The sequence below is a fragment of the Haloarcula amylolytica JCM 13557 genome, from assembly GCF_000336615.1.
GTDB lineage: Archaea > Halobacteriota > Halobacteria > Halobacteriales > Haloarculaceae > Haloarcula > Haloarcula amylolytica.
The window spans coordinates 109,713-131,420 of the sequence record NZ_AOLW01000019.1; the positions used below are offsets into that span (position 1 = coordinate 109,713).

The 21,708-nt window shown below is 62.8% G+C and carries 23 protein-coding genes; 12 read left to right on the forward strand and 11 right to left on the reverse strand.

Going from position 1 to position 21,708, the window contains the following annotated elements:
- Positions 1–23 precede the first annotated feature (23 nt).
- Positions 24–788 carry a cytochrome c oxidase subunit II gene (coxB, locus tag C442_RS10955; RefSeq protein WP_008310393.1) on the forward strand — a complete coding sequence of 255 codons (765 nt, stop codon included), beginning with the start codon at positions 24–26 and terminating at the stop codon, positions 786–788.
- An 889-nt stretch (positions 789–1,677) separates the two neighbouring features.
- On the opposite strand, the gene C442_RS10960 is transcribed toward coxB, so the two are convergent.
- Positions 1,678–2,448, reverse strand: a complete 771-nt coding sequence (locus tag C442_RS10960; protein WP_008310396.1) for a CAP domain-containing protein — start codon at positions 2,446–2,448, stop codon at positions 1,678–1,680.
- A gap of 122 nt (positions 2,449–2,570) precedes the next feature.
- On the opposite strand from C442_RS10960, the gene srp19 reads away from it, so the two are divergent.
- The 3 genes from srp19 to C442_RS10975 all read left to right on the forward strand — a co-directional run bounded on the left by srp19 (position 2,571) and on the right by C442_RS10975 (position 4,261).
- The gene (gene srp19 / locus C442_RS10965; RefSeq protein ID WP_008310397.1) at positions 2,571–2,849 is read left to right on the forward strand and encodes a signal recognition particle subunit SRP19; all 279 of its coding nucleotides are present in this window, start codon (positions 2,571–2,573) and stop codon (positions 2,847–2,849) included.
- Positions 2,846–3,073 carry an H/ACA ribonucleoprotein complex subunit GAR1 gene (locus C442_RS10970; protein ID WP_008310399.1) on the forward strand — a complete coding sequence of 76 codons (228 nt, stop codon included), beginning with the start codon at positions 2,846–2,848 and terminating at the stop codon, positions 3,071–3,073. The genes srp19 and C442_RS10970 overlap by 4 nt, the downstream gene beginning before the upstream one ends.
- Before the next feature lie 75 nt (positions 3,074–3,148).
- Positions 3,149–4,261: a presenilin family intramembrane aspartyl protease PSH gene (locus tag C442_RS10975; RefSeq protein WP_008310401.1), complete on the forward strand. Its 1,113-nt coding sequence runs from the start codon at positions 3,149–3,151 to the stop codon at positions 4,259–4,261.
- 14 nt (positions 4,262–4,275) lie between these two features.
- On the opposite strand, the gene C442_RS10980 is transcribed toward C442_RS10975, so the two are convergent.
- Together C442_RS10980 and C442_RS10985 are read right to left on the reverse strand one after the other, a co-directional pair.
- On the reverse strand, positions 4,276–5,283 hold the full coding sequence (locus tag C442_RS10980) for an ornithine cyclodeaminase family protein (protein ID WP_008310403.1): 1,008 nt from the start codon (positions 5,281–5,283) through the stop codon (positions 4,276–4,278).
- A gap of 115 nt (positions 5,284–5,398) precedes the next feature.
- On the reverse strand, positions 5,399–5,632 hold the full coding sequence (locus C442_RS10985; RefSeq protein WP_008310405.1) for a hypothetical protein: 234 nt from the start codon (positions 5,630–5,632) through the stop codon (positions 5,399–5,401).
- A 477-nt stretch (positions 5,633–6,109) separates the two neighbouring features.
- Between C442_RS10985 and C442_RS22145 the strand changes: the two genes are divergently transcribed.
- Complete coding sequence (locus C442_RS22145; RefSeq protein ID WP_004518770.1) at positions 6,110–6,277, forward strand: DUF7331 family protein; 168 nt, start codon at positions 6,110–6,112, stop codon at positions 6,275–6,277.
- 35 nt (positions 6,278–6,312) lie between these two features.
- Here C442_RS22145 and C442_RS10990 read toward each other — a convergent pair whose 3' ends face one another.
- Positions 6,313–6,726: a DUF3054 domain-containing protein gene (locus C442_RS10990; RefSeq protein WP_008310412.1), complete on the reverse strand. Its 414-nt coding sequence runs from the start codon at positions 6,724–6,726 to the stop codon at positions 6,313–6,315.
- A gap of 110 nt (positions 6,727–6,836) precedes the next feature.
- Between C442_RS10990 and C442_RS10995 the strand changes: the two genes are divergently transcribed.
- Complete coding sequence (locus C442_RS10995) at positions 6,837–7,394, forward strand: GNAT family N-acetyltransferase (RefSeq protein ID WP_008310413.1); 558 nt, start codon at positions 6,837–6,839, stop codon at positions 7,392–7,394.
- 83 nt (positions 7,395–7,477) lie between these two features.
- A complete protein-coding gene (gene fen / locus C442_RS11000) occupies positions 7,478–8,458 on the forward strand; it encodes a flap endonuclease-1 (RefSeq protein ID WP_008310414.1) in 981 nt (326 codons plus the stop codon).
- 58 nt (positions 8,459–8,516) lie between these two features.
- Here the strand turns inward: fen and C442_RS11005 are convergent, their stop codons facing one another.
- The 3 genes from C442_RS11005 to C442_RS11015 are packed head-to-tail and all read right to left on the reverse strand — an operon-like array spanning position 8,517 to position 11,664.
- Positions 8,517–9,656, reverse strand: coding sequence for an ABC transporter ATP-binding protein (locus C442_RS11005; RefSeq protein ID WP_008310415.1), 1,140 nt, complete (start codon positions 9,654–9,656; stop codon positions 8,517–8,519).
- 17 nt (positions 9,657–9,673) lie between these two features.
- On the reverse strand, positions 9,674–10,603 hold the full coding sequence (locus tag C442_RS11010; RefSeq protein WP_008310416.1) for a carbohydrate ABC transporter permease: 930 nt from the start codon (positions 10,601–10,603) through the stop codon (positions 9,674–9,676).
- The gene (locus tag C442_RS11015; RefSeq protein WP_008310417.1) at positions 10,600–11,664 is read right to left on the reverse strand and encodes a carbohydrate ABC transporter permease; all 1,065 of its coding nucleotides are present in this window, start codon (positions 11,662–11,664) and stop codon (positions 10,600–10,602) included. Before C442_RS11015 ends, C442_RS11010 begins: the two co-directional genes overlap by 4 nt.
- 567 nt (positions 11,665–12,231) lie before the next feature.
- On the opposite strand from C442_RS11015, the gene C442_RS11020 reads away from it, so the two are divergent.
- Positions 12,232–13,638, forward strand: a complete 1,407-nt coding sequence (locus C442_RS11020) for a class II fumarate hydratase (protein ID WP_008310418.1) — start codon at positions 12,232–12,234, stop codon at positions 13,636–13,638.
- 302 nt (positions 13,639–13,940) lie between these two features.
- Positions 13,941–14,174, forward strand: coding sequence for a hypothetical protein (locus tag C442_RS11025; RefSeq protein ID WP_008310419.1), 234 nt, complete (start codon positions 13,941–13,943; stop codon positions 14,172–14,174).
- A gap of 47 nt (positions 14,175–14,221) precedes the next feature.
- Here C442_RS11025 and C442_RS11030 read toward each other — a convergent pair whose 3' ends face one another.
- The gene (locus C442_RS11030) at positions 14,222–14,722 is read right to left on the reverse strand and encodes a GNAT family N-acetyltransferase (RefSeq protein ID WP_008310421.1); all 501 of its coding nucleotides are present in this window, start codon (positions 14,720–14,722) and stop codon (positions 14,222–14,224) included.
- A 158-nt stretch (positions 14,723–14,880) separates the two neighbouring features.
- On the opposite strand from C442_RS11030, the gene C442_RS11035 reads away from it, so the two are divergent.
- The gene (locus tag C442_RS11035; RefSeq protein ID WP_008310423.1) at positions 14,881–15,177 is read left to right on the forward strand and encodes a DUF5789 family protein; all 297 of its coding nucleotides are present in this window, start codon (positions 14,881–14,883) and stop codon (positions 15,175–15,177) included.
- A 34-nt stretch (positions 15,178–15,211) separates the two neighbouring features.
- On the opposite strand, the gene C442_RS11040 is transcribed toward C442_RS11035, so the two are convergent.
- Positions 15,212–16,006, reverse strand: a complete 795-nt coding sequence (locus tag C442_RS11040) for a DUF7537 family lipoprotein (RefSeq protein WP_008310425.1) — start codon at positions 16,004–16,006, stop codon at positions 15,212–15,214.
- 88 nt (positions 16,007–16,094) lie between these two features.
- Here C442_RS11040 and gatE point away from each other — a divergent pair, with 88 nt between their 5' ends.
- The gene (gatE, locus tag C442_RS11045) at positions 16,095–17,966 is read left to right on the forward strand and encodes a Glu-tRNA(Gln) amidotransferase subunit GatE (protein ID WP_008310427.1); all 1,872 of its coding nucleotides are present in this window, start codon (positions 16,095–16,097) and stop codon (positions 17,964–17,966) included.
- Here the strand turns inward: gatE and C442_RS11050 are convergent.
- A complete protein-coding gene (locus C442_RS11050; RefSeq protein WP_008310429.1) occupies positions 17,963–18,382 on the reverse strand; it encodes a DUF7344 domain-containing protein in 420 nt (139 codons plus the stop codon). The two genes, gatE and C442_RS11050, sit on opposite strands and share 4 nt — an antisense overlap.
- Positions 18,383–18,443: 61 nt before the next feature.
- Positions 18,444–18,932 (reverse strand): HTH domain-containing protein, encoded by a 489-nt coding sequence (locus C442_RS11055; protein WP_008310431.1) that lies wholly within the window; start codon positions 18,930–18,932, stop codon positions 18,444–18,446.
- 299 nt (positions 18,933–19,231) lie between these two features.
- Here C442_RS11055 and C442_RS11060 point away from each other — a divergent pair, with 299 nt between their 5' ends.
- Entirely contained in the window at positions 19,232–21,706 is a 2,475-nt protein-coding gene (locus C442_RS11060; RefSeq protein ID WP_049942946.1) for a bacterio-opsin activator domain-containing protein, read from the forward strand.
- Positions 21,707–21,708: the final 2 nt, after the last annotated feature.

The window sequence follows — 21,708 nt, forward strand, 5'->3', positions numbered from 1 at the left end:
CCCCGAAATCCTAAGCCGCATCCATGACCCGGAAACGCGCCGGTCTGGTCGCTCTGTTCGGTGCTGCGTTGCTCGCGCTCGCCGCCGAGCCGGCCGCCGCCGCACAGATTCAGGACTCGACGACGGATAGCCTCATCTGGGGGCTGAACATGAACCTCCTGTACGTCGCCCTCCCGATTACGGTCCTCGTCGAAGGGATTCTGATCTACACCGTCTGGCGGTTCCGTAATCAGGAAGAGGCGCTTCCCACGCAGGAGAACCGCCGACTCGAAGTCACCTGGACCATCGCGACGGCGATCATTCTCCTGTTCGTCGGGGTCGCCTCCTACCAGGTGATGGCGAGCCCGTACGTCACCGCTGAGGCCGGTGACCAAGCCGAGCTGCAGGAGCAGGACACTGAACTCATTACCGTCGAAGCCCAGCGGTACGGCTGGACGTTCTACTACAACGAATCGAGCTGGGACGGCGAGGCGGAGGTGTCCACCACGACGAACATGAAGATACCGGCCAATCAGGACGTGTCCTTGCGGGTCACGTCGACCGACTGGCTACACGCGTTCCACGTTCCCGGACTTGGACTGAAATCCGACGCGTTCCCCGGCCAGTACAACCGTCTCCGAACCAACGCGGGTAACACCGGCACGTACCAGCTCTACTGTGCCGAGTACTGTGGCTCTGGTCACTCACAGATGCTCGGGACCGTAGAGGTCGTCCCGCAGGACGAGTACGAGGACTGGCTGGCAGAGCAAAAGAGCGGCGGCGACGACTCCGAAGGCAGCGACGAGTAGCGCGGTAGCTGGGCGTCTTTTCGCTTCGAGAACTGCCGAGTTACGGAAGATTATTCTCAGCCAGCAGATCGCGAATTTCCGGCAGGGTGAATGGGAGTCACGATCAGATGGAAGTACTACGCCGAAGCGGCCTGTCAGTCCGTTACTGAACGACCCATCTTCCAGTTACTTCGCCGTTCGAATCCACTGTCAGATCCACGCTTTGGTGGCTTCCGACCCGATCACGGAATACTTGCTTGCCATCGACATATAAGCCGATTCCACAGATCTCAGCGTCCGCCTCGCGGTTAATCCGGACTGATTCGCCTGGTTGAACTGAAAGCTCCTTGTTCTGACAGGTGGCAGTTAGCACAACGTCGCCCGAGAAACCACCTGCGACTTGGACCGCCACGAGTTTCGATCCGGCACACATCGACGGCCAACATTCCGGTGTCGATACATCGGAAGGCGGCGTCCCGGTTTCAGTGGCAGTGTCGTTCGGCGTTTCTGTCGCCTTCGGTGCTGAAGAGTTGTTTTCGGTAGTACCGTCAAAATTCCACTCAACACAACCGGAGAGAGAGCTGGAAAGTGCTGAGATTGAGAGGAACTGTCGGCGATTCATGATAGCTGGTGAGACCGGTTGTGTAAGTGTCTTGTGAGGGGCAGGAGAACAGCCACTGGTTTAGCCACGCTATGAGGGGCAGCAGCATGCCGGGGAACGCTATAGACGGATTGAGTACTGCCACCAGCGATTCCCCGACCACAGAGAACAACGGGACAGCGACGGCACTGCTTGCATGTGGACGAAAAGCGTAGAATCTGAACAGAGAGAGGACAGTGGCAGCAAGACAGCACTCACGAGCAGCCCGGCGGTCAGAACAATTGCCGCGTCGGTCGTCCAGTCCGACCGCTATCCGCAGATGTTGGCAGTCGCGTACACGTTGCCGGTATCGGTTATCTCCACGCCGATGCCGACGAGATTCGCGTTGCGGAGCGTGAGCCGTTCGCGGTAGTCCGGCCATGCCATCCAGTCATCGACGATCTTTCTGGCGACTTCCTTGTCGGTGGCGTGGAACCGCTCTTTGCCGTCCTCTTCGTACGTTTGTCCGGCGACTGTCTGCTCAACCGCCTCGAACCGGTTTCGGTCCGGTTGCTCTATGTACTCACCCTCCGCAGAGTCGAACGTACACCGGTCATAGAGCCCGGTGTTTTCGTATCGGTCTTTGCTGGAGACGCCGTCGATCTTGTGGATCGCCTGCCCTTCGACGGCCATCTGCTCGCTGTGGCCCTTTGCCATCTCGTTCAGATCCTCTTCGGTCCGGAGTCCCGACTCGAACGCTGGGACACCTGCAGCCTTGCGTTCCTCGTTGAGGAACTGCCGGACGTAGTCGGAGACGTTCTGTTCATTGAACTTCCGTGCTGGGATCGACTCCTGTTTCGGGGTCGCAGTCTCGGCCGGTGTCGCCGTCCCGTTTGCTCCTGGCGCCGGTGTTGGCGTAGTGCTATTGCCCGCCGTCGCCGTCGTCGGTGAGCCACCGCTACCGTCGTCGCTCTGTGAGTCAGTTGTCTGTGTCGTCGTATCCGCTGTCCCGCCCGCGAACTGTGCTCCGACAAGCACTCCCGTCCCCAAGACCACGAGGAGCACCACGGCGGCGATAGCGAGTAACCCTTTCTTTACCATATGCCACGGATAGATTACAGAGGTATGTAAGCTTGATTCTTCATATACTTCATCTGATTTTCATTTCGTCTACTGTCGCCGGTGACGATAACCCATATATGCCACGGGCGGCCACTGCCGGTATGGTCGAGAACGTTATCTGGCCGGCGGCACTCGACGCCAACCGTTCGCGCAGCGACGGGCGTCGCGTGTCACTGGATCTGGCCGTCGAGGACCCGACTGTCGACGAGATCGCCAAAGCCGTCCAGCAGGTCGGTTACGACGTGGTCATCGAGCGGGACAAGACGTATCCACGCGAGTACGAGGCCCGCGGGCGAGTCGTCGTCAAGGACGCAGACGACGCGACGAAAAGCGACCTGCTTGGGGCTGTGGCGGCCTACATGCAGGCGCTACGTGAATGAAACGCATCGGCACTGTCTCGCGGGTCGCACAGGGACTGGCCGTCGTCCGGGCACCCGGCGACGAATACGCGTCCGTGGGAACCGACGTGGTCGACGAGGAACTCCAGACGGTTGGCTCCGTCGTCGACGTGTTCGGTCCGGTCGAGCGCCCGTATCTCGCTGTCTCGCCGAACGACAGCGTACATCTCCCAGCGCTGGTCGGCACAGTCCTGTACGCGCGGTAAGAGCCCTCCAAACCGCCGACGTCTGTCAACATCTGCTTCGTAACGCTCAAACCGGTTCCTGCAGGACGTGTGTGCATGGAGCGACGGTGGCGACTCCTCGGCGGTTGTGGCCTTATCGCTGGTATCTTCCTGTTCGTCCAACTCGGCGCGCTGGCGCTGGTCCAGCCCTTCGAATCGGCTGGTTACCAGGCCGTCGAAGACCCGTCTGACCCCACGAACAGCCTCATGTACGTCGGGGCGATCCTGGTCGCAACGGCAGTTATGTTGCTTGCCTTCCGCTACGACGTGGACCAGCTCATTCGCGGGCTCATTGTCTTCTCCTCGGCCTGGCTCTCTCTATACGTGTTCCAGGTGCTGGTGCCGCCGGTGCTCACGTACGCCGGCCTCAACGTCGTTGCCGTCCTGTTGGCGCTGGGCCTGGGGACGGCACTGCTGGTCTATCCCGAGTGGTACGTCATCGACGCCGCCGGTGCGGTGATGGGGGCTGCCGCCGCTGGCCTGTTCGGCATCAGTTTCGGGGTGTTGCCAGCGCTCGTCCTGCTGACTGTACTCGCCGTGTACGATGCGATCAGTGTCTACGGAACTGAGCACATGCTCACGCTGGCCTCGGGCGTCATGGACCTCAAGGTCCCCGTCGTCCTCGTGATCCCGATGACGCTGTCGTACTCCTATCTCGACGCAACGGCGGCGGACTCGGTAGCAGAAGACGAGACTGACGACGACGCAACGGCGGCGGACGACGCGACCGAGGAGCCTGCGACCACAGAACCCGGAGCCGACGCGGACAGTCCGGCGGTTGCGGATGGGAGCCAGCCGGGGGAACGCCCCGACGAAGCGACGGGCGCCGGCGAAACAGACGAGAGTGACAGCAGTCACACTGACCCCCTAGAGCGCGACGCGCTGTTTATCGGTCTCGGTGACGCCATCATCCCGTCGATACTCGTCGCCAGCGCCGCGTTCTTCGCTTCGTCGGACGTACTGTCGGTGTTCGGTGTCCCGTTGCCGGCGCTGACCGCGATGCTCGGGTCCTACGTCGGCCTGACGATACTGCTCTGGATGGTTCTGAAGGGGCGCGCACACGCAGGACTCCCGCTTCTAAACGGTGGAACCATCGCCGGCTACATCGTCGGCGCACTCGCCGCCGGTATCAGTCTGGTAGACGCCCTCGGTCTCGGCCCGTACCTCTAATTCTCCTGTAGCCGCTACCGTCCGGTCAGGGCCTTGCTCGCGGGCGAGAAATCGATCTCCTCACCGCGACCCTCGGCCTTCGCCCGTTCGTACAACATGTGGCCCGCAGCGACGGTTTCGATGGCCGTGCCGCCGGAGTCGAAGACTGTAATCTCCTCGGGTGACTGCCGCCCGGGCGCGTTGCCGGCGACGATATCACCTAGCTCGGCGTGGACGTGGTCCTCGTCGATGACGCCCGCATCGAGGGCGTTGATGAACGACCCGGCGTCCTGTGTCACCCGCTCGCGCAAGTCCGGAACGTACGTGGCGCGTTCGATCGTCGTCGCGTCCAGTTCGTGCTTCTCGGGGTGGTACTGACCCATCGCGGTTACGTGAGTTCCCGGTTCGAGCAGGTCGCCGTCGAACACCGGGTCGCTCGCGCTGGTCGCCGTGATAACGACATCGGCCCCCTCGATTGCTGCGGCCGGGGACGCGACGGCAGCCACTGTCGGGTCCAGCGCGTCGTTCATCTCCGCGGCGAAGGACTCCCGGCTACTGGCCGTCGGGGAGTACACCTCGATGCGGTCGAAGTCTCGGACTGTCGCCGTCGCACGGACCTGGCCGCGGGCCTGTGCGCCACTGCCGATGACTGCGAGGTCGCTGGCGTCCCGGCGGGCCAGTGCGTCGACACCGACTGCCCCGGCCGCGCCAGTCTTGTGCGGGTTCATGCTCGCACCGTCGAGAACAGCGAGCGGGTCGCCACTGTCGGAGTCGAAGATCGGGAGCGTGAAGTGCGCGTCTCGCCCGCCGAAACCGGCCGCGTAGGTGTACCCGCCCATCGCGCCGGTGTCGGGGAGGATCGCGAGATAGCCCGTCAACATTCCCGCAGGCTCGTCCGAGAACAGCGTTGTTCTGGGAGTCGCCGGGGCACCCTCGCCACGCTGGCGATACCCCTCTCTGACGGCGTCGACGTACTCGGTGGGTTCGGCGAGGTCAGCTACTTCGTCGCTCTGCAGGAACAGCGCTGTCGCATCTGTCGTCATACTCCGTCGTTTGGGCGACCGACTCTTATACTGCCCGGCGGTGCCAATCTGTACGACCGGGGACCGGTTACCGGATATCTATCGAAAACGGGAGAGTAGACGGGCAGGAAAGCGCCTAATCCGCAGTCTGTAGCGGGTCCGACTGCGGGTTCTGTTGGGTCGACGTGTCGTTCGGAACCGGGTCGACGGGGGCACGGACGAACATCGCGTGGCCGATGAGGCCGACTGTTACGACAGAGGCCATCGGAATCGCCGTCGTCAGTTCGAAGCCGACAACGAACAGAGAGGCGGTGATGCCGGCCATGGCGAGCGGAATGAGTCCGAGAATGATGTCGTAATATCCCGTCATAAGTATGAATTATTCTACGGTAGCGGAGTATATGAATGTTTCCCTAAAATACGGGATAATACACTCAATGGCCCCTACGAATTTATTCAGTACCCGCTGAGTAACAAACTCATAAGTTATGGATTGGATTTTGGGGAAAGAGTAATATAGGCCTATTCTTGTGGACTGTTCACAATATAAGGGCAGGGACGACCCGTTGTTGCTGGCCCGCAGTCGTACGCAGGATATGATATTTCACCACAAACTGGAATGCGGTGTTTGCCGGCCGGGATACGATGACTGCTGTGACGGTTCTCTGTTTCTCGTGATAGAGCCCTCCGAATCACCCGTTTTCAGAATTTGAGAACTAGATTAGGGGATTCATGGTGTGGTAATGCCCCCTATTTTCTCCGATGATAACTGGGTCCATGTGCTTATTAGGTACGCCAAGAGACGTTGAATCGGAGAAAAACGGAACGCCGATTCCCAAACGAGACAATGAGCACGAACGCAACGGACAACACGACGGACGCCGCGACCGACGATCAAGAACGACGATACGCAGAACTGAACATCGGCGACGAAGAGTTCGTAATCTACGACCGGGAGAACCACCAGGCATGGATTCAGTCGACAGAATCGCTCGAAGTCGCCGACCTGCGATAGTCCGTCAGCGACACCGCAGCTCTGCTACAGGCCGCTTATTTTGCGACTGCAATCGCACCGCGCCAGCACAGCAACAGTGTGCCACCAACGAGTACTGATACGAGCGCGAACGTCACTGCCGCATTGCCGGGGAATAGCGCCGTCGAACGGAGTCCCTGCGCGATTCCGACTGCTAGTACCCACCCCACGATAGTGCGGCCGAGAGCCGCTCGAACCGTTCCGGTCGCCGCGGCGGTGTACAGCCCCCCGAGTCCGGCGACGAGGAGCCAGCCGACGTAAAAGGGGGTCAGCGTCCCGGCGAACCGACCCGGGTTGAGTACCGGATTGATACCGTGGGTCAACTCCCCGATACCGACGAACAAAGCAATCGCCAGCAGGTCACCGACGGCGACCAGCGCCGTCCGAGCGGACAGTTCGATACGACCGTTCCCCACCGTCGAGACGCTCATACAGGTAGTTCCGGCTCCGGGCACTTCGCTCTCCCGGATTCGACGACGGCGGTTGGTACCTTAGAACAGGGACCAGCACTGATTACAGTGGGCGGCCCCAGTGTCGGTGTATGGAGTTCACGCTGCTCGGCTGGCCCGAGGACGGCCACCGGCTCCGGCTGGACCACGAGCAGTTCGCGTACGCGGGCAAGTTCGTGATGACCTCGACCGGGAAGGCCGTCGTCGGGGACGATGGCGTGGTGGCCGCGGCCGCGTTCGACGCCGACCGGACCGACCCCGACACGCTCTGTGTCCGGTATATCACCGTTCGGCAGGACCGGCAGGGCGACCGGCTCGGTGCCCGCCTCCTCCGGTTCGTTCGGGACCGCGCTACGGAGCGGGACTTCGAGCGCGTGTCCATCGGCGTCAACAATCCGTTTTCCTACCAGGCCGCCTACCGGGCCGGGTTTTGCTTCAGCGGCGCGGAGTCGGGGATGGCCGAACTCGACCTCGTCTGGCCGGGCGACCGCAGTACCGAACGGTATCAGGCCGGTCTGGACCTGTTTCGGGAGCGCGATCTCTCGCCAGAGGAAGAGTCGTTTCTCGCGGCGAAGGCCGACGCCGACCCGCCGTCGGTTCTCGACGACTGGGCCGAACCGCCGTCCGGACGGACAGCCACATCAGGCTGATCGGCCCGATCGAGTCGACTGGCCTGCCGGAGCCCCGTGCCATCTCCGGGAGATTCAAACGGCTGTCGGCCAAAGGCCTGCCAATGGGAAACGCTGATTTACGGTCGCTCGCGGCGCTATCGGACGTGTCGTTCGGCGACCTCGGCGGGAGCGTCGTCGCCGTGGACGCCCACAACTGGCTCTATCGCTATCTGACGACGACGGTGAAGTTCACTAGCGAGTCGAAATACACCACCGGCGACGGCGAGGAGGTGGCGAACCTCATCGGCGTCATCCAGGGGCTACCGAAGTTCTTCGAACACGACCTCACGCCGGTGTTCGTCTTCGACGGCGCGGTCACGGACCTCAAAGACGACGAGGTCGAGAAGCGCCGCGAGCAACGCCAGAAATACGAGTCCGAGCTGGAGGCGGCCCGCAAAGCGGGCGACAGCACCCGCGTTGCCAAGCTCGACTCCCGGACCCAGCGGCTGACCGAGACCATCGTCGACACGACGCGGGACCTGCTGGAACTGCTCGACGTGCCAATCGTCGACGCCCCCGCTGAAGGCGAGGGGCAGGCGTCGGTGATGGCCCGGCGGGGTGACGTAGACTACGTCGGGACGGAGGACTACGACGCGCTCCTGTTCGGTGCGCCGATGACGCTCCGCCAGATTACGTCGAAGGGCGACCCCGAACTGATGGACTTCGAGGCGACACTCGAACAGCACGACCTCACCTGGGAGCAACTGGTCGACGCCGCCATCCTGATGGGGACGGACTTCAACGAGGGGATCTCCGGCATCGGTCCCAAGACCGCCGTGACGGAACTCCACGAGCACGGCGACCTCTACGCCGTTCTCGAAGCCCGGGACGAACACATCGACCACGCCGACCGCATCCGGAACCTGTTTCTCGACCCCGCAGTCACCGACGACTACGAGATTCCGGACAGCATCGAGCCGGACGTCGACGCCGCCCGCGCGTTCGTCACTGAGCAGTGGGAGGTCGACGCCGAGGAGGTCGCTCGCGGGTTCGAGCGCATCGACGAGTCGGTCGTCCAGACCGGGCTTGACCGCTGGGCGTGACAGCGAAAACCCACGACTGACCAATAGCGCACTAAAAACGACCGCGGACGATTTCAGCTCAGACGACCGATTCGACCGTCTCGATCTCGTCGAGCGTGCGGTTCCGGATGGCCTCGCCGCTAGCCGTGTCGAAGAGGTGAATCGCGTTCTCGGGGAACCGGACTTTGACGCGCTGTCCGGCCTTGAGCTGTTTCATGCCGCCGACCGTCGCGATGAACTGGTCGTCCATCGTCTCGTCGAACTGCAGGTGGGCCGTGTTCTCGTTCCCGCGTGGCTCGACGACGTTGACCGTGGAATCGAACACGTTCGGGCCGGTGTCAGTCTGGACGAACTCGATGTCTTCGGGCCGGATGCCGAGCGTGATGTCGGTCGTCCCCTCGACTTCGGCGACCGTTTCGTCGCTGAGTTCGTACTCGAACCACTCGCCCCGTAGCGTCGACCCCTCCAGAGTCGTTGGGAAGAAGTTCATCGACGGCTCGCCGATGAAGCCGGCGACGAAGAGGTTGTTCGGCTCGTGGTAACACTCGAGCGGCGTCGCACATTGCTGGAGGACGCCGTCGTTGAGAATGGCGATACGGTCGCTCATCGTCATCGCCTCCGTCTGGTCGTGGGTGACGTAGACAGTGGTGACGTCGAGATCCTGCTGGAGCTCCTGGAGTTCCGTCCGCATCTCGGCTTTGAGCTTCGCGTCCAGGTTCGCCAGCGGCTCGTCCATCAGGAACACTTCGGGGTCCCGGACGATAGCGCGGCCGAGCGCCACGCGCTGTTGCTGACCGCCGGAGAGTTCCCCGGGCTTGCGGTCGATGAGTTCGAAGATGTCCATATCTCTGCACGCCTGCTCGACGCGCTCGTTGATCTCGTCGTCGGGCATGTCCGTCGATTCCTCCAGCCCGAACGCCATGTTCTCCCGCACGGTCATGTGTGGGTACAGGGCGTAGGACTGGAACACCATCGCCACGTTCCGGCGGGCCGGCGGCTGGTCGTTGATGATCTGACCGTCCAGTCGGATCTCGCCGCGCGTGATGTCTTCGAGCCCGGCGATCATCCGCAGCGTGGTCGATTTCCCACAGCCCGATGGGCCGACGACACAGAGGAACTCGCCGTCCTCGATGTCGACCGATACCTCGTCAACCGCGATGATTTCGCCGTCGTCGTCTTGGAACGTCTTCGTTACCTCGTCCAGTGTGAGTTGTGCCATTGTGAATACCTCCGTGATTACTCTCCAGCGACGCCTTTCGCGAACTGTTCGCCGAACACGATGTAGACGAGCAGCGTCGGCAGTGCTGCGACGATGGCCCCTGCCATCGTGGTGTTGAACGACTGGACGACCCCGCCAGTGAGCGCCGCGAGGCGCTGGGTCGCCACCTGCGAGGCCGGTTCGTTGATGAGCACCAGCGCGAACAGCAGGTCGTTGTACACCTGCGTGAACTGGTAGATGAGCGTCACCGCGAACATCGGCAGCGACAGCGGGAGGATGATGTTGCGGTAGATGCTGAACGCGCTCGCGCCGTCGAGGCGAGCGGCCTCGATCATCTCCTCGGAGATGCTCTGGTAGTACGACCGGAACAGCAGCGTACAGATCGGAATCCCGTACGCCGCGTGGGTAACCGACAGCTGCAGCAACTGTACGTAGCCGTTACGGCTCGGATACTGCCAACTGCCGCCCGTAATGAAGCCGAAGAGGGTGTTGATGAACCCTTCGGCCAGACCCGGGAACACCCGGAACCAGAACTGTGAGAGCGGGACGAGCACGGCCTGGTAGGGGATGAAGATGCCCGCGATGATGAGGACGACGACACCGACCTGGCCGCGCCAGCTAATCGTCGTCAGTCCGTACGCGGTCAGGCTTCCCAGCAGCGCCGACATAATCGTCGCCGGAATCGCCATCAACAGCGAGTTTATCAGTCCCGGGCGGAGCGTGTTCCAGGCGGTACTGAGCGCGTCGAGCGTGAAGCCGTCAGCGCCCGGCGGCGCGAACGGGAGCGTCCGGGCGAACGCGCTCTCGGTCTTGAACATCGTCATCACGGCCGTCTCTACCGGGAAGAGGTAGAAGGCGATGCCCGCCAGCAGGAGGGCATACAGGCCGATACGACTGTTCTCTGTACTGCGGAGTTCGTCGATGAAATTGCCGCCTCTGATACTCATAGTTCACCTCGTCGGTATTCGCTGTAGAGGTACGGGCCGATGACCAGCAGCGCGAGGGCAAACAGCACGATAGCGACGGCTGACCCGTACGCCCACTGGAGGCTGTCGAATGCGACCCGATACATCATCGTCGCCAAAATGTCCATGTTCGCCCCCGGCTGTGAGCCACGGAGCGCGTAGATGAAGTCGAACGCTTTCAGCGCAAACACCATCAGCACCACCGACGCCGACACCGCGGAGGCACGGAGCTGCGGGATGATGACCCGCGCGTACAGACGAACCGTCGACGCACCGTCGACCCGCGCGGCCTCGTAGTGTTCGGTCGGAATTGCTCGAAGGCCGGCGAGGAAGACGACCATCGCGTAGCCGCTGAACTGCCAGATCAGCGCGAAGATGACCGCCGCCAGTGCGGTGGTGTTCCAGGAGAGCCACTGAATGACCTCGGCGTTGACCCCGGCCGGGCGGAGTAGTCCCACGATGGCTCCTTCGAGATTGAATACCCGGAGAAGTTGATTGAGAACGCCGTTGCGGGCGTTGTACACCCACGCCCACATCGTCGCCGTGACGACGAACGAGAGGCTCATCGGGAGCAGGTATATCGTTCGGAACGTGTTCTCGAAGCGTATCTGCTGGTCGATGAGGATGGCCACGAACAGGCCAAGTGCCAGACAGAGGACGGTGAACACGACGAGTAACACCACCGTGTTCTGTGCCGCCTGCCAGAACGCCCCATCGTTCAGCATACGGCTGTACATACTGAGGTCGAAGGTCTCGTACTGCGCACCGCCCAGGCCGTTGTAGTCGGTCAGCGACAGGAGGAAGTTCCAGGCGATAGCGCCGTAGACGAAAAAGCCCGCAAACAGGACTGGCGGGAGCCAGAACGGGGCGGATTCGACGAGTTCCCACTCGACCGGCAGTGAGTTCCGGAGCGAGTCGCCCCGGGTCGTCTTCACGGTCGCCCCCCCGTCTGTTGCCAGTTGGTCACCGTCCGATTCGTCTCTCGATACCGCCGACCGGAGCCGACCCCCGGTGGCGAGGAGTCTGCTGAGTATCTCGCGCATGGTTGTGTCAGTCGTTCGCCGACGTGAGTTCGCCGTCCATCGTCCCGACGGATGTGTCGTCAGTCACATAGTCTCGCCAGCCAGCACGCGCGTAGCCCACGCGACCCGGCCAGCCTGTCGCACCAACACAGGCTGGCAAGCGGCGTGGGAACGCACGGTGACGGGTGTGCCATCCCGTCGTCGTGCCGAGCGGGCGAGCGGTTGCAACGCGGCGGGTACACCGGCTGCGAGTGTTCGCGATGTGTCACGTCCGTCGGTGTCCCATCGGGCCCCGACAGCCGACGACGGCAGCGACACACCGCCGTCACCGGACATTGTGGGGCATCAGTCATGAACGTCTCTGTGGCGTCGAACTCATGGTAAGTGGAGAGAGATTCTACTTAATATTTCCGAATGATAATACACGTTTATCTAGGTCACGGGTTCTGAGCCCCACGGTCTCCGCTGTCGGACCGGGGACCCGTGGTGCTCAGTGAGCGACTGTCCCGGCAGCCCCAGGCCTGTGCCGAGTGGTGTCCCGACTCGTACCGGTGGGTTTTACGACCGGGCGGACCACCCCCCGGACGTATGACCGACGAGTACCGGACAGAGCAGGACAGTCTCGGTGAGATGCAGGTGCCAGCCGACGCGTACTGGGGCGCACAAACGCAGCGCGCCGTCGAGAACTTCCCGATCAGCGACGTGACCTTCGGGCGGCGGTTCATCCGAGCGCTCGGCGTGGTCAAGAAAGCGGCCGCACAGGCGAACCGCGACCTCGGAACGATACCGGAAGACAAAGCCGACTGTATCGTCGAGGCCGCCGACGAGGTCATCGCCGGCGAACACGACGACCAGTTCCCCGTCGACGTGTTCCAGACTGGCTCGGGCACGTCCTCGAACATGAACGCCAACGAGGTCATTTCCAACCGCGCCACGGAACTGTACGGCGGTGACATCGGGACCCGGGAGATCCACCCCAACGACCACGTCAACTTCGGCCAGTCCAGCAACGACGTGATTCCGACGGCGATGCACGTCGCCTCGCTGGAAGCCGTCGAGAAGGACGTCATTCCGGGCCTGAAGACGCTCCGTGACGAACTCCAGGCCAAGGAAGACGAGTTCGAGAACGTCGTCAAGACCGGTCGAACCCATCTCCAGGACGCGACGCCGGTGACGCTGGGCCAGGAGTTCTCCGGCTACCGCACGCAGGTCGAGAAAGGCATCTCCCGCGTACAGGACGTTCACGGCCGTCTCGCCGAACTCGCGCTCGGCGGAACCGCGGTCGGAACCGGCCTGAACACCCATCCCGAGTTCCCGGCGAAAGCGGCGGCGTACATCAGCGAGGAAACCGGCCTGGAGTTCCGCGAGGCCGACAACCACTTCGAGGCCCAGGCCGCCCACGACGCGATGTCCGAGGCCCACGGTGCGCTCCGGACGGTCGCCGGGTCGCTGAACAAGATCGCCAACGACCTCCGACTGCTCGCGTCCGGGCCCCGCAACGGGCTGGGCGAGATCGACCAGCCGGAGAACCAGCCCGGCTCTTCGATCATGCCCGGGAAGATCAACCCCGTCGTCGCCGAGGCAGTCAATCAGGTCCACAAGCAGGTCGTCGGCAACGACGCCGCCGTCTCGGCCGGCGCGGCGGAGGGCCAGATCGACCTGAACCTCTACAAGCCCGTGCTGGCCTCGAACTTCCTGCAGTCGGCCAAGCTTATCGCCAACAGCAGCGCGGTGTTCGGCGAGAAGTTCGTCGCCAAGCTCGAAGCCGACGCCGAGCACTGCGCCGAGCGCGTCGAGCAGAGCATGGCGCTGGCGACGGCGCTCAACCCCGCCATCGGCTACGACAAGGCGAGCAAGGTCGCCAAGAAGGCCCTCGCCGAGGAAAAGACCATCCGCGAGGTCGTCCTCGAAGAGGGCTATCTCGACGAGGACGAGGTCGACGACGTACTCGACCCCGAGAAGATGACGAAGCGTGGAATCCTCGGCGACGAGTAGCGAAGGCTGAGCGAAGCGAAGCCTTCGGATAAGCGAGCGGGGAGCGATAGCGACCCGCGAGTAGCGAGGAAGCGACCGTAGGGAGCTTCCTCGAAAATGCGAGCGGGGAACGGAGTGACCCGTGAGCAGCGAGGGCCGCTCACTCCGTTCGCGCCCCTCGTACCGGAACGGCGACGTGAGGAGCCGCGAACAGCAGAGAGTTCCGCTGTGACTCAGTAGTTTCTGTTCGGTTCTGCTCGGATAATCAGCGACACCCCGACCTGACCGTATCGGTTATGTCCTATCGTGTCAAAAGATAATACATGAGCGCCACAGTGTTCCTCGACAGTTCGATGGACGGCGATACCAGTATCGAGTGTACGACAGCCAAAGTCATGGGCAACGTCGTCTGGGCCGTACCGGAGGACGACGGCCGGGAGCGCGTTATCCCGCTCTCAAACGTGACGGGCCTCGCCGGTGACGTCGTCGAGCAGGAGGTCGACGAGGTCGAGTACCCGGGTGGCCGCGTCACGGAACTCGTCACGCACCTCTCGTGAGGTGAGAGCCTTCGAGAGCGGCGGCGGCGCTGCGAGCGATTCGTCGCTCAGGTCCACGACTCGCCGTCGAGAACGTACCGGCTCTCGGGGTAGCGCTCGCCGCCGATTTCGGTTTCGCTCTCGTCGGCGAACTCGAACCCGAACTGCTGGTAGAACTCGACTCCGGGCTCGTTCGCCGAGAGGACCATCGCGTTAATCCGGTCGATGTCGTGCTCGAACAGTTCCTCGCAGGTCCGTTCTAGCAGCGACCGACCGATCCCCTCGCGCCGGTAGTCGGGATGGACGTACAGCCGGAGGATGTACCCCGCGCGGTCGGTTTCGTGCCACGTCGCGTGTGCGAACCCGACGACGTGCTCTTCGCGCTCAGCGACGAACAGAAGGGTCTGCGATTCGACCAGTTCCGATTCGATCTGTTCGGGCGAATACCAGTCGCCAACGCCGTCTTCGACTGTTTCCTGGGTGAGCAACGGGTAATCCGTCTCCCAGGCCGCCGTCGCCACCTGATTGATGGCCGTCACATCGTCCGAAGTTGCTGGTCTGATTGTCATGTGAAAACGTATGTCATTATCAGTGATATGTTTTCCCCGCAAAGGGATACTGAGGTATTTGGTTTCGCCTTCGCCGCCAGATCCGACTGGCAAAACCAATCACCAGACAATTCATATTCATAATGCTTTTTAATTATGGACTTGAGTATCTGATACAGATGCGTTACTCCGAAACGTTACAGTTGTTCGACCAGGCCTGTGATTTTCCCGCGGACCACGCCACTATCGTCCACCAGCTCGGCGACGTCGAGCTGGTCGCCCAGAACGGCGACTCCGTAGAGATGAGTGAGGTACTGGCTCGGACCAGCGAAGCCACGTACCAGTCCGCAGAGGGGCTGTACAACTCTCTCGTCGGGAACCTTGACGACGGTTTCATCGGCCGGAAGTACTACGACGACCGGGCCGGGAGCACGTCCGGAACCGACGAAGTTCGAACCGAAACGGACCGCCTGTAGCCGCTGGGTGTGCGGTGCCGCGTGCTGGCCCCACTCAGTTCGTCGATGCGGATTCGTTGAGCCACGCCGGCCGCTCCGCCGTCGTCTCGCCGATATCCTCGTACCAGAAGCTGTATTCGACGATGCGGTCTTCGGTGCGATACCAGACGCTGAATCGGCGGACGAGGCCGGCAGGTTCGACCAGCAGTTCGATTCGGAACTCCGCCAGCCGTTCTGTGGTCGGAATCTCGCCGCCGGAACCGCGAATCCGGTAGGTGCGGCTGCCGTCCCGTGTGACGACGGCCGTGGCGCTCTGGTTGACCACGGCGTAGCGGTTCAGGTAGAACGCCGTCCGGTAGGCGTACTTGTCGCTGGTGAATCGGACCTCGCCACGCTGGCGCTCGACGGTGCCGTCGTCCCGTCGTTCGTACCAGTTGGTGCCGTCGGCGTAGGTCGACTGTTCGTACCGCTCGACAGTCCCGTTCGAGTCAGTCGTCAGTCTGACCATCTCGTCGCGATACCGCGTCGGTGATTCGACGGCGACAGTCTCGGTGCGCCGGACAGAGGTGCTGTCGTTCCCGATTGTGAGTTCGGTGTAGCGTTCGTTCAGGGTGTAGGTAGTGCCGTTGAGCGCCTGCCGGTGGGCCGCTGACAGGAGCGCGACGTTTTCGAGCCGTTCCGTGGTAACGCCGGGCGGCGAGTCCAGCGACGTTGCCGTGTCCGACTCCGCCGCTGTCGGAACCGGTGCCGGCGTGACGGTGCCCCCTTCGGTGTCGTCAGCGCCGATGAGGGCGCTACAGCCGGCTGTCAGGAGAAGGACGGCCACCGCGGCTGTCGACAGCCAGCGCATACTGACAGTGAGGGAGACACGGCCAAAAGCACGGCGGCGAGCGCGGGAAGGGTGCGTTTTTTGGCCCCCGGTCCCGGACACCTCGACAATGACTGAGTACGACTACGAGGAGCTGGGGCTCGTCGCCGGGCTGGAGATCCACCAGCAACTCGACACCGCGACGAAACTGTTCTGTGACTGTCCGACGGCGATCCGCGAACCCGAGGAGAGCGAGCGCTCCTTTACCCGCTATCTGCACCCGACCAAGAGCGAACTCGGGGAGATCGACCAGGCGGCCTTAGAGGAGAGCATGGTCGACCGGGAGTTCGAGTACCTGGCCTACGACACGACCTGCCTCGTCGAGGAGGACGACGAGCCGCCCCACCGGGTCGACCGCGAGGCGATGGAGACGACGCTCGAAATCGCCCAGCTACTGGACATGTCCGTCGTCGACCAGGTGAACGTCATGCGCAAGATCGTCGTCGACGGCTCGAACACCACGGGGTTCCAGCGCTCGATGCTGGTCGCCAACGACGGGGCCATCGAGACGAGCGCCGGCCCGGTCGGTATCGAGGACATGCTACTGGAGGAGGAGTCCTGCCAGCGCGTCGAAGAGACCGACGACGGCGTCCGGTTCTCGCTGGACCGACTCGGCATCCCGCTGGTCGAAATCGGGACGAAACCCGACATCAGTTCGCCCGAGCAGGCCCGCGAGGCCGCCGAGCGCATCGGGATGCTCCTCCGTTCCACCGGGAAGGTCAAACGCGGCCTCGGGACCATCCGCCAGGACGTGAACGTCTCCATTGCGGAGGGCGCACGAATCGAACTGAAAGGCGTTCAGAGCCTCGACGATATCGACGACCTCGTCCGCAACGAGGTCCGTCGGCAGGTCGAACTGCTGGACATCGCCGAGGAACTCGCCGACCGTGACGCTTCGGTGGGTGAGCCACAGGACGTGACCGAGGTGTTCGAGGACACGGATTCGGGTGTCATCGAAGGTGCACTCTCTTCAGGCGGCAAGGTTCAGGGCCTCCTGCTGTCCGGCTTCGACGGTCTCGTCGGCCACGAGATTCAGCCCGACCGGCGGCTCGGGACGGAACTGTCCGACCACGCCAAGCGCCACGGCGCGGGCGGCATCTTCCACACCGACGAACTGCCGGCCTACGGCGTCACTGAGGCGGAAGTCGAGGCGCTGCGGGACGCTGTTGGGGCCGGCCCCGAGGACGCTGTCGCCATCGTCGCCGACGACCCCGAAACCGCCGAACTGGCTATCGACGCCGTTGCCGAACGGGCCGAGACGGCGCTCGAAGGCGTCCCCGAGGAGACCCGCGATGCGAACGAGGACGCCACGTCGCGGTACCTCCGTCCGCTCCCCGGCGCGGCCCGGATGTACCCCGAGACGGACGTGCCGCCCGTCGAACCTGACGTGACCGAAGTCGAGACCCCGGAGCTACTCACCGAGAAGGTCGACCGGTACGAGCGCGAGTTCGACCTCGGCTCCGGCCTCGCCGAGCAGGTCGCCTACGGCCAGCGATGGCCGCTGTTCGAGGCGCTGGTGGAGGGCGAGGGCGTCGACCCGACGCTGGCCGCCGGCACGCTGGAGTCGACGCTGACCGAACTCCGCCGCGACGACGTGCCTGTCGGGAACCTCACCGACGAGCACCTGCGGGACGCAATCTTGCTGGTCGACGGCGGAGACGTGCCGCGCGAGGGGATGGAAGCCCTCCTGACGGCACTCGCCGAGACCCCGTCGCTGACGGCCGAGGAAGCCGTCGAGCAGGAGGGACTGGGCGGCGTCGACGAGTCGGAGGTCCGGGACGCCGTTGTCGAGGTCGTCGAGCGCCACGAGGACCAGGTCGCCGAGGAGGGAATGGGGGCGTTCTCGGCGCTGATGGGCGAGTGCATGGGCGCACTCCGTGGCAAAGCTGACGGCGATACAGTCAGTGACGTGTTGCGCTCGGAGATACAGAAGCGGGCTTAATTGCTCTGTTCGGGCTGTAACGAGTCGATATCGACGGCGTTCGATGACAGGCTGTTACCGCTCGCGGACAGGTCGTGTTCGACCGTCGACTCGAGCAGCGAGACGAGGGCCGGCGCGTTCGGCCCGATATCGACCATATCTTCCGACTGGTCGTACTGGACGACACCGGCATCGACCAGCCGCGGAAGGTGGTTGTGATAGAGGGCCGTGTAAATCTTGAGTCGCTCGTCGCGGTGCTGTTCGGCCGGTGTCCCGTGTTCGAATTCGGTCACCGTATCCGTGAGCACGGCTAGTGAAACCGGCGTCGTGTACTGTGAAAGCCCGTACAGGAGGTACCGCCGGTAGTGCGACGACAGGAGCGACAGTCGGTCGTCCAGCGGGAGCGAGTCGGGGATCTCAGTTTGTTTCGTATTCATTTTGATTGGTATGGTGCTGGATGGGGACAGTTATCGTGGCAGGTTCGGGGCGGTTCGAACGCTATTGTACCACGGTACGCTCGTGCTCGAGTTCGTCGGCTAGGTCTGCGGTATCCGCGAGACGGTTGACACGGTCGGTGACGCGGTGGACCGTTCCATCCCGCGTACAGGGGGCGACGTGCGTGAGGTCATCGTCAACGTATTCCGCGAGGGCAAGCGTCGGCAGCGTGATCACGCTGACCGATTCGTCAGAAACCATGTTCGTCAGCGGGTGCTCCCAGTCGAAGGCGGCAAGCGAGGCATCGGCGTCGCGCTCCCACTGTTCGAACATGGAAAGCCGCTCCAACAGGTGTCGTCCCTCCGCAGTCCGCTGTGCGAGCCGCGGTTCGATCCGGCGCCCCCAGATTAATATCGACAGGTCCTCGATATAGCCCGCGTCCTCGAGAGCGTGTAACCGGTCGATCAGGTAGTTCTGTTGTTGCGTTGCATCTCCCGGACAGAGGGACCGGACGAACAGTTCGACGCGAACCGGATTGGCAGTGGAATCCATAGTGAGATGTTGAGTATCCTGTGCCTCGCTACAGCGCTGACTGTCCTAAGCACTCTCTCTAGGCCCCTAGAATAAATCGGGGCGAATCGGATTCATGGATGATATATCTGGGTCAATCGGTAATTGGTTAGTATGTGAATATCTGTTAGTTGTTTTGCCAAGCTTGTGTTCAAATCAGCCCGAATACAGCTCTAGAGTTCGATTTCTGCATAGTATTCACCACAGACGTGTGCCCCGACAAAATATTACTATTCTAACCAGACACCGGGCGTTAAGTAGCTCGCCGCCACACTTGACTCATGGTCCCAAGTGTCATGGATGGCCATGATATCCCAGCCCTGTACGGGCCAGCCATGGATACACTCCCACTCATGTTTGCGATCGTAGACGAGTCCGGGGTGATCCTCTCGACGAACGAGACGTGGAGCGAGTTCGGCCGGGCAAACGGAACAGAGCTGACACCGAATACGCTGGGCGTGAACTACCTCGACGTCGCTGACATGGCTGACGACGTGACCGGGCAACAGGCAGCCGACGGGATCAGAACCGTCCTCGCCGGCGACCAGTCCTCGTTCGAACTCGAATACCCGTGTCACACCACGTCGGCGAAACAGTGGTTCCGGTTGTGCGCCGCTCCGTTCACCATCGATGGGACGAGGTACGCCTCCATCGCACATATCGACATCACGGCCCGGAAGCAACGAGAGTCAGTGCTCGAAGCGGCCTACGATATCTGTACCGACGCGAACCGGACGTTCACAGAACAACTCGACGCGCTGCTAGAGCTCGGCTGTGAGACGCTCGATACGTCGTTTGGGACGCTCTCCCGGGTCCACGGCGACGAGTACGTGTTCGAGGCAGTCACTGCACCGGCGACTGCCGACCTCGAAGCCGGCAGCACGACCAGCATCGAGGACCTCCCGAACTGCAGACACGTCGTCGAACACCGCGAACCGCTCGCGATAAGCGACGTTGCTGCGGACGCGCCGGACCTCGCTGACCCGGAGTGGGGAATCGCGAACTACATCGGCGCGCCCGTCGTCGTCGACGGGGCCGTGTACGGGACGTTCTGCTTCTACGGGCTGGAACCACGCGAGACAGTGTTCACGCAGTGGGATCTGACGTTCGTCCGGTTGCTCTCGGACTGGGCGGGCTACGAACTCGAACGACAGCGCCACACGGAACAGCGAAGCGCGTTGAATACTGCCCTCCCAGACCCCAGTTTCATCATTGATGCGGAAGGGCGATTTCTCGACTGTCTGACCGACCCCGAGACGATGGTGACGGTCGACGATACGGACACGCTTGTCGGTCAGACGCTACACGAGTGTCTTCCACACAAGACCGCTGATTCGCTACTGGCGACTGTTCGTGCGGCCCTGCGGACCGGGTCGTTCCAGTCCGTGGAGTACACACTGCAGGTTCCCAGTGGCAAGCGGTGGTTCGAGGCGCGGGTCGCGCCGCTGGAAAGTCGCGCGTACGACCTCGACACCGTCATCTTCGTCGCTCGGGACATCACTGCGCACAAAGACCGACAGGCCGAACTCGAACGACAGCGTGACGAACTCGAACAGACACAGCGGCTCAACGTGCTGGGCAGAGAGATCGCGAAGGCGCTACAGGACACACAGACGCGTGAGGAAATCGAATCGGCAGTGTGTACGCATCTCACTGAATCGGACCTGTACCAGGCCGTGTGGGCCGGGAGCCGCGGGAGTGCCACGAGGATAACACTGAGTGCCGCCGCTGGGATCGACACGGCAACGCCGGAGCAGATTTCGCCCGGCGAGCACAGTCTCGCCATCGACGCCATCGACACCGGCGAGGTACAGGTCGTCGAGGATATCACCGACGTGTCGACGCCCTCGGACACCGGGATGGACCGCCCACTACTCACAGACCGCTGCTCCGTCGCGGCTGTTCCCCTGACAACTGGCGAGACCACGTACGGCGTCCTGATGGTGTACGCATCGACAGAAGCCACGATTGGCTGCCGTGAGTCGAGTATTCTGGCCGATCTAGGGCGACTTATCGCGCTTTCTATCCAGCGCGTCCACAGTCAGCAGTCACTGCTGGCGGCGACGACGGTCGAACTCGAATTCCTGACGCCGGACTCCGACGACGTCTTCGCCGGCCTCTCGGCGATGCACGACTGTTCGTTTACGCTCGAACGGCGCGTCCCGACCAGTTCCGGGAACTGCCTCCACTACGTTCGCATCAGCGGTGTGGACACTGATCGGGTGTGTCAGGCGCTCACTGAGACGCCGTCGGTCGAGTCCTGTACCGTCGTGGAAACGGCGGCGGAGAACCGAGCGCCCCTGCTCGAAGTCGCGCTCGACGAGATATCCGCATCGCCGCTTGACACGCTCACAGATTACGGCGGGGTCGTGCGGCGGGCCGTCGCAGCGGACGGCGACCTGCGGTTCACAGCGGAGATGGCACCGGATATCAACGTCCGCGCCGTCGTCGAGGCGATTCAGGAGGTCGCGCCCGGGACAGAACTGCGGAGCAAGCAGTACGTCGACCAGCCAGTCTCGACGGCCACGGATTTCCAGACGCGGATACGCGACCGGCTGACGCCGAAACAGGCCGCCGCACTCAAGACTGCCTACGCACGCGGCTACTACGACTGGCCGCGAGGGAGCTCCGCCGAGGAACTGGCTGCGACGCTCGACATCTCCGCGCCGACCTTACACTACCGTCTGCGGAAGGCTCACGACGCCGTCATCGGCGCGCTGTTCGACTCCGGAACCGGACCTGAGAAACACGACTGAAC

Bases quoted from the DNA above. Each gene is read 5' to 3' on its own strand.
- coxB (WP_008310393.1), top strand. From the start codon at position 24: ATGACCCGGAAACGCGCCGGTCTGGTCGCTCTGTTCGGTGCTGCGTTG.
- C442_RS10960 (WP_008310396.1), bottom strand. From the start codon at position 2,448: ATGGTAAAGAAAGGGTTACTCGCTATCGCCGCCGTGGTGCTCCTCGTG.
- srp19 (WP_008310397.1), top strand. From the start codon at position 2,571: ATGGTCGAGAACGTTATCTGGCCGGCGGCACTCGACGCCAACCGTTCG.
- C442_RS10970 (WP_008310399.1), top strand. From the start codon at position 2,846: ATGAAACGCATCGGCACTGTCTCGCGGGTCGCACAGGGACTGGCCGTC.
- C442_RS10975 (WP_008310401.1), top strand. From the start codon at position 3,149: ATGGAGCGACGGTGGCGACTCCTCGGCGGTTGTGGCCTTATCGCTGGT.
- C442_RS10980 (WP_008310403.1), bottom strand. From the start codon at position 5,283: ATGACGACAGATGCGACAGCGCTGTTCCTGCAGAGCGACGAAGTAGCT.
- C442_RS10985 (WP_008310405.1), bottom strand. From the start codon at position 5,632: ATGACGGGATATTACGACATCATTCTCGGACTCATTCCGCTCGCCATG.
- C442_RS22145 (WP_004518770.1), top strand. From the start codon at position 6,110: ATGAGCACGAACGCAACGGACAACACGACGGACGCCGCGACCGACGAT.
- C442_RS10990 (WP_008310412.1), bottom strand. From the start codon at position 6,726: ATGAGCGTCTCGACGGTGGGGAACGGTCGTATCGAACTGTCCGCTCGG.
- C442_RS10995 (WP_008310413.1), top strand. From the start codon at position 6,837: ATGGAGTTCACGCTGCTCGGCTGGCCCGAGGACGGCCACCGGCTCCGG.
- fen (WP_008310414.1), top strand. From the start codon at position 7,478: ATGGGAAACGCTGATTTACGGTCGCTCGCGGCGCTATCGGACGTGTCG.
- C442_RS11005 (WP_008310415.1), bottom strand. From the start codon at position 9,656: ATGGCACAACTCACACTGGACGAGGTAACGAAGACGTTCCAAGACGAC.
- C442_RS11010 (WP_008310416.1), bottom strand. From the start codon at position 10,603: ATGAGTATCAGAGGCGGCAATTTCATCGACGAACTCCGCAGTACAGAG.
- C442_RS11015 (WP_008310417.1), bottom strand. From the start codon at position 11,664: ATGCGCGAGATACTCAGCAGACTCCTCGCCACCGGGGGTCGGCTCCGG.
- C442_RS11020 (WP_008310418.1), top strand. From the start codon at position 12,232: ATGACCGACGAGTACCGGACAGAGCAGGACAGTCTCGGTGAGATGCAG.
- C442_RS11025 (WP_008310419.1), top strand. From the start codon at position 13,941: ATGAGCGCCACAGTGTTCCTCGACAGTTCGATGGACGGCGATACCAGT.
- C442_RS11030 (WP_008310421.1), bottom strand. From the start codon at position 14,722: ATGACAATCAGACCAGCAACTTCGGACGATGTGACGGCCATCAATCAG.
- C442_RS11035 (WP_008310423.1), top strand. From the start codon at position 14,881: ATGCGTTACTCCGAAACGTTACAGTTGTTCGACCAGGCCTGTGATTTT.
- C442_RS11040 (WP_008310425.1), bottom strand. From the start codon at position 16,006: ATGCGCTGGCTGTCGACAGCCGCGGTGGCCGTCCTTCTCCTGACAGCC.
- gatE (WP_008310427.1), top strand. From the start codon at position 16,095: ATGACTGAGTACGACTACGAGGAGCTGGGGCTCGTCGCCGGGCTGGAG.
- C442_RS11050 (WP_008310429.1), bottom strand. From the start codon at position 18,382: ATGAATACGAAACAAACTGAGATCCCCGACTCGCTCCCGCTGGACGAC.
- C442_RS11055 (WP_008310431.1), bottom strand. From the start codon at position 18,932: ATGGATTCCACTGCCAATCCGGTTCGCGTCGAACTGTTCGTCCGGTCC.
- C442_RS11060 (WP_049942946.1), top strand. From the start codon at position 19,232: ATGGTCCCAAGTGTCATGGATGGCCATGATATCCCAGCCCTGTACGGG.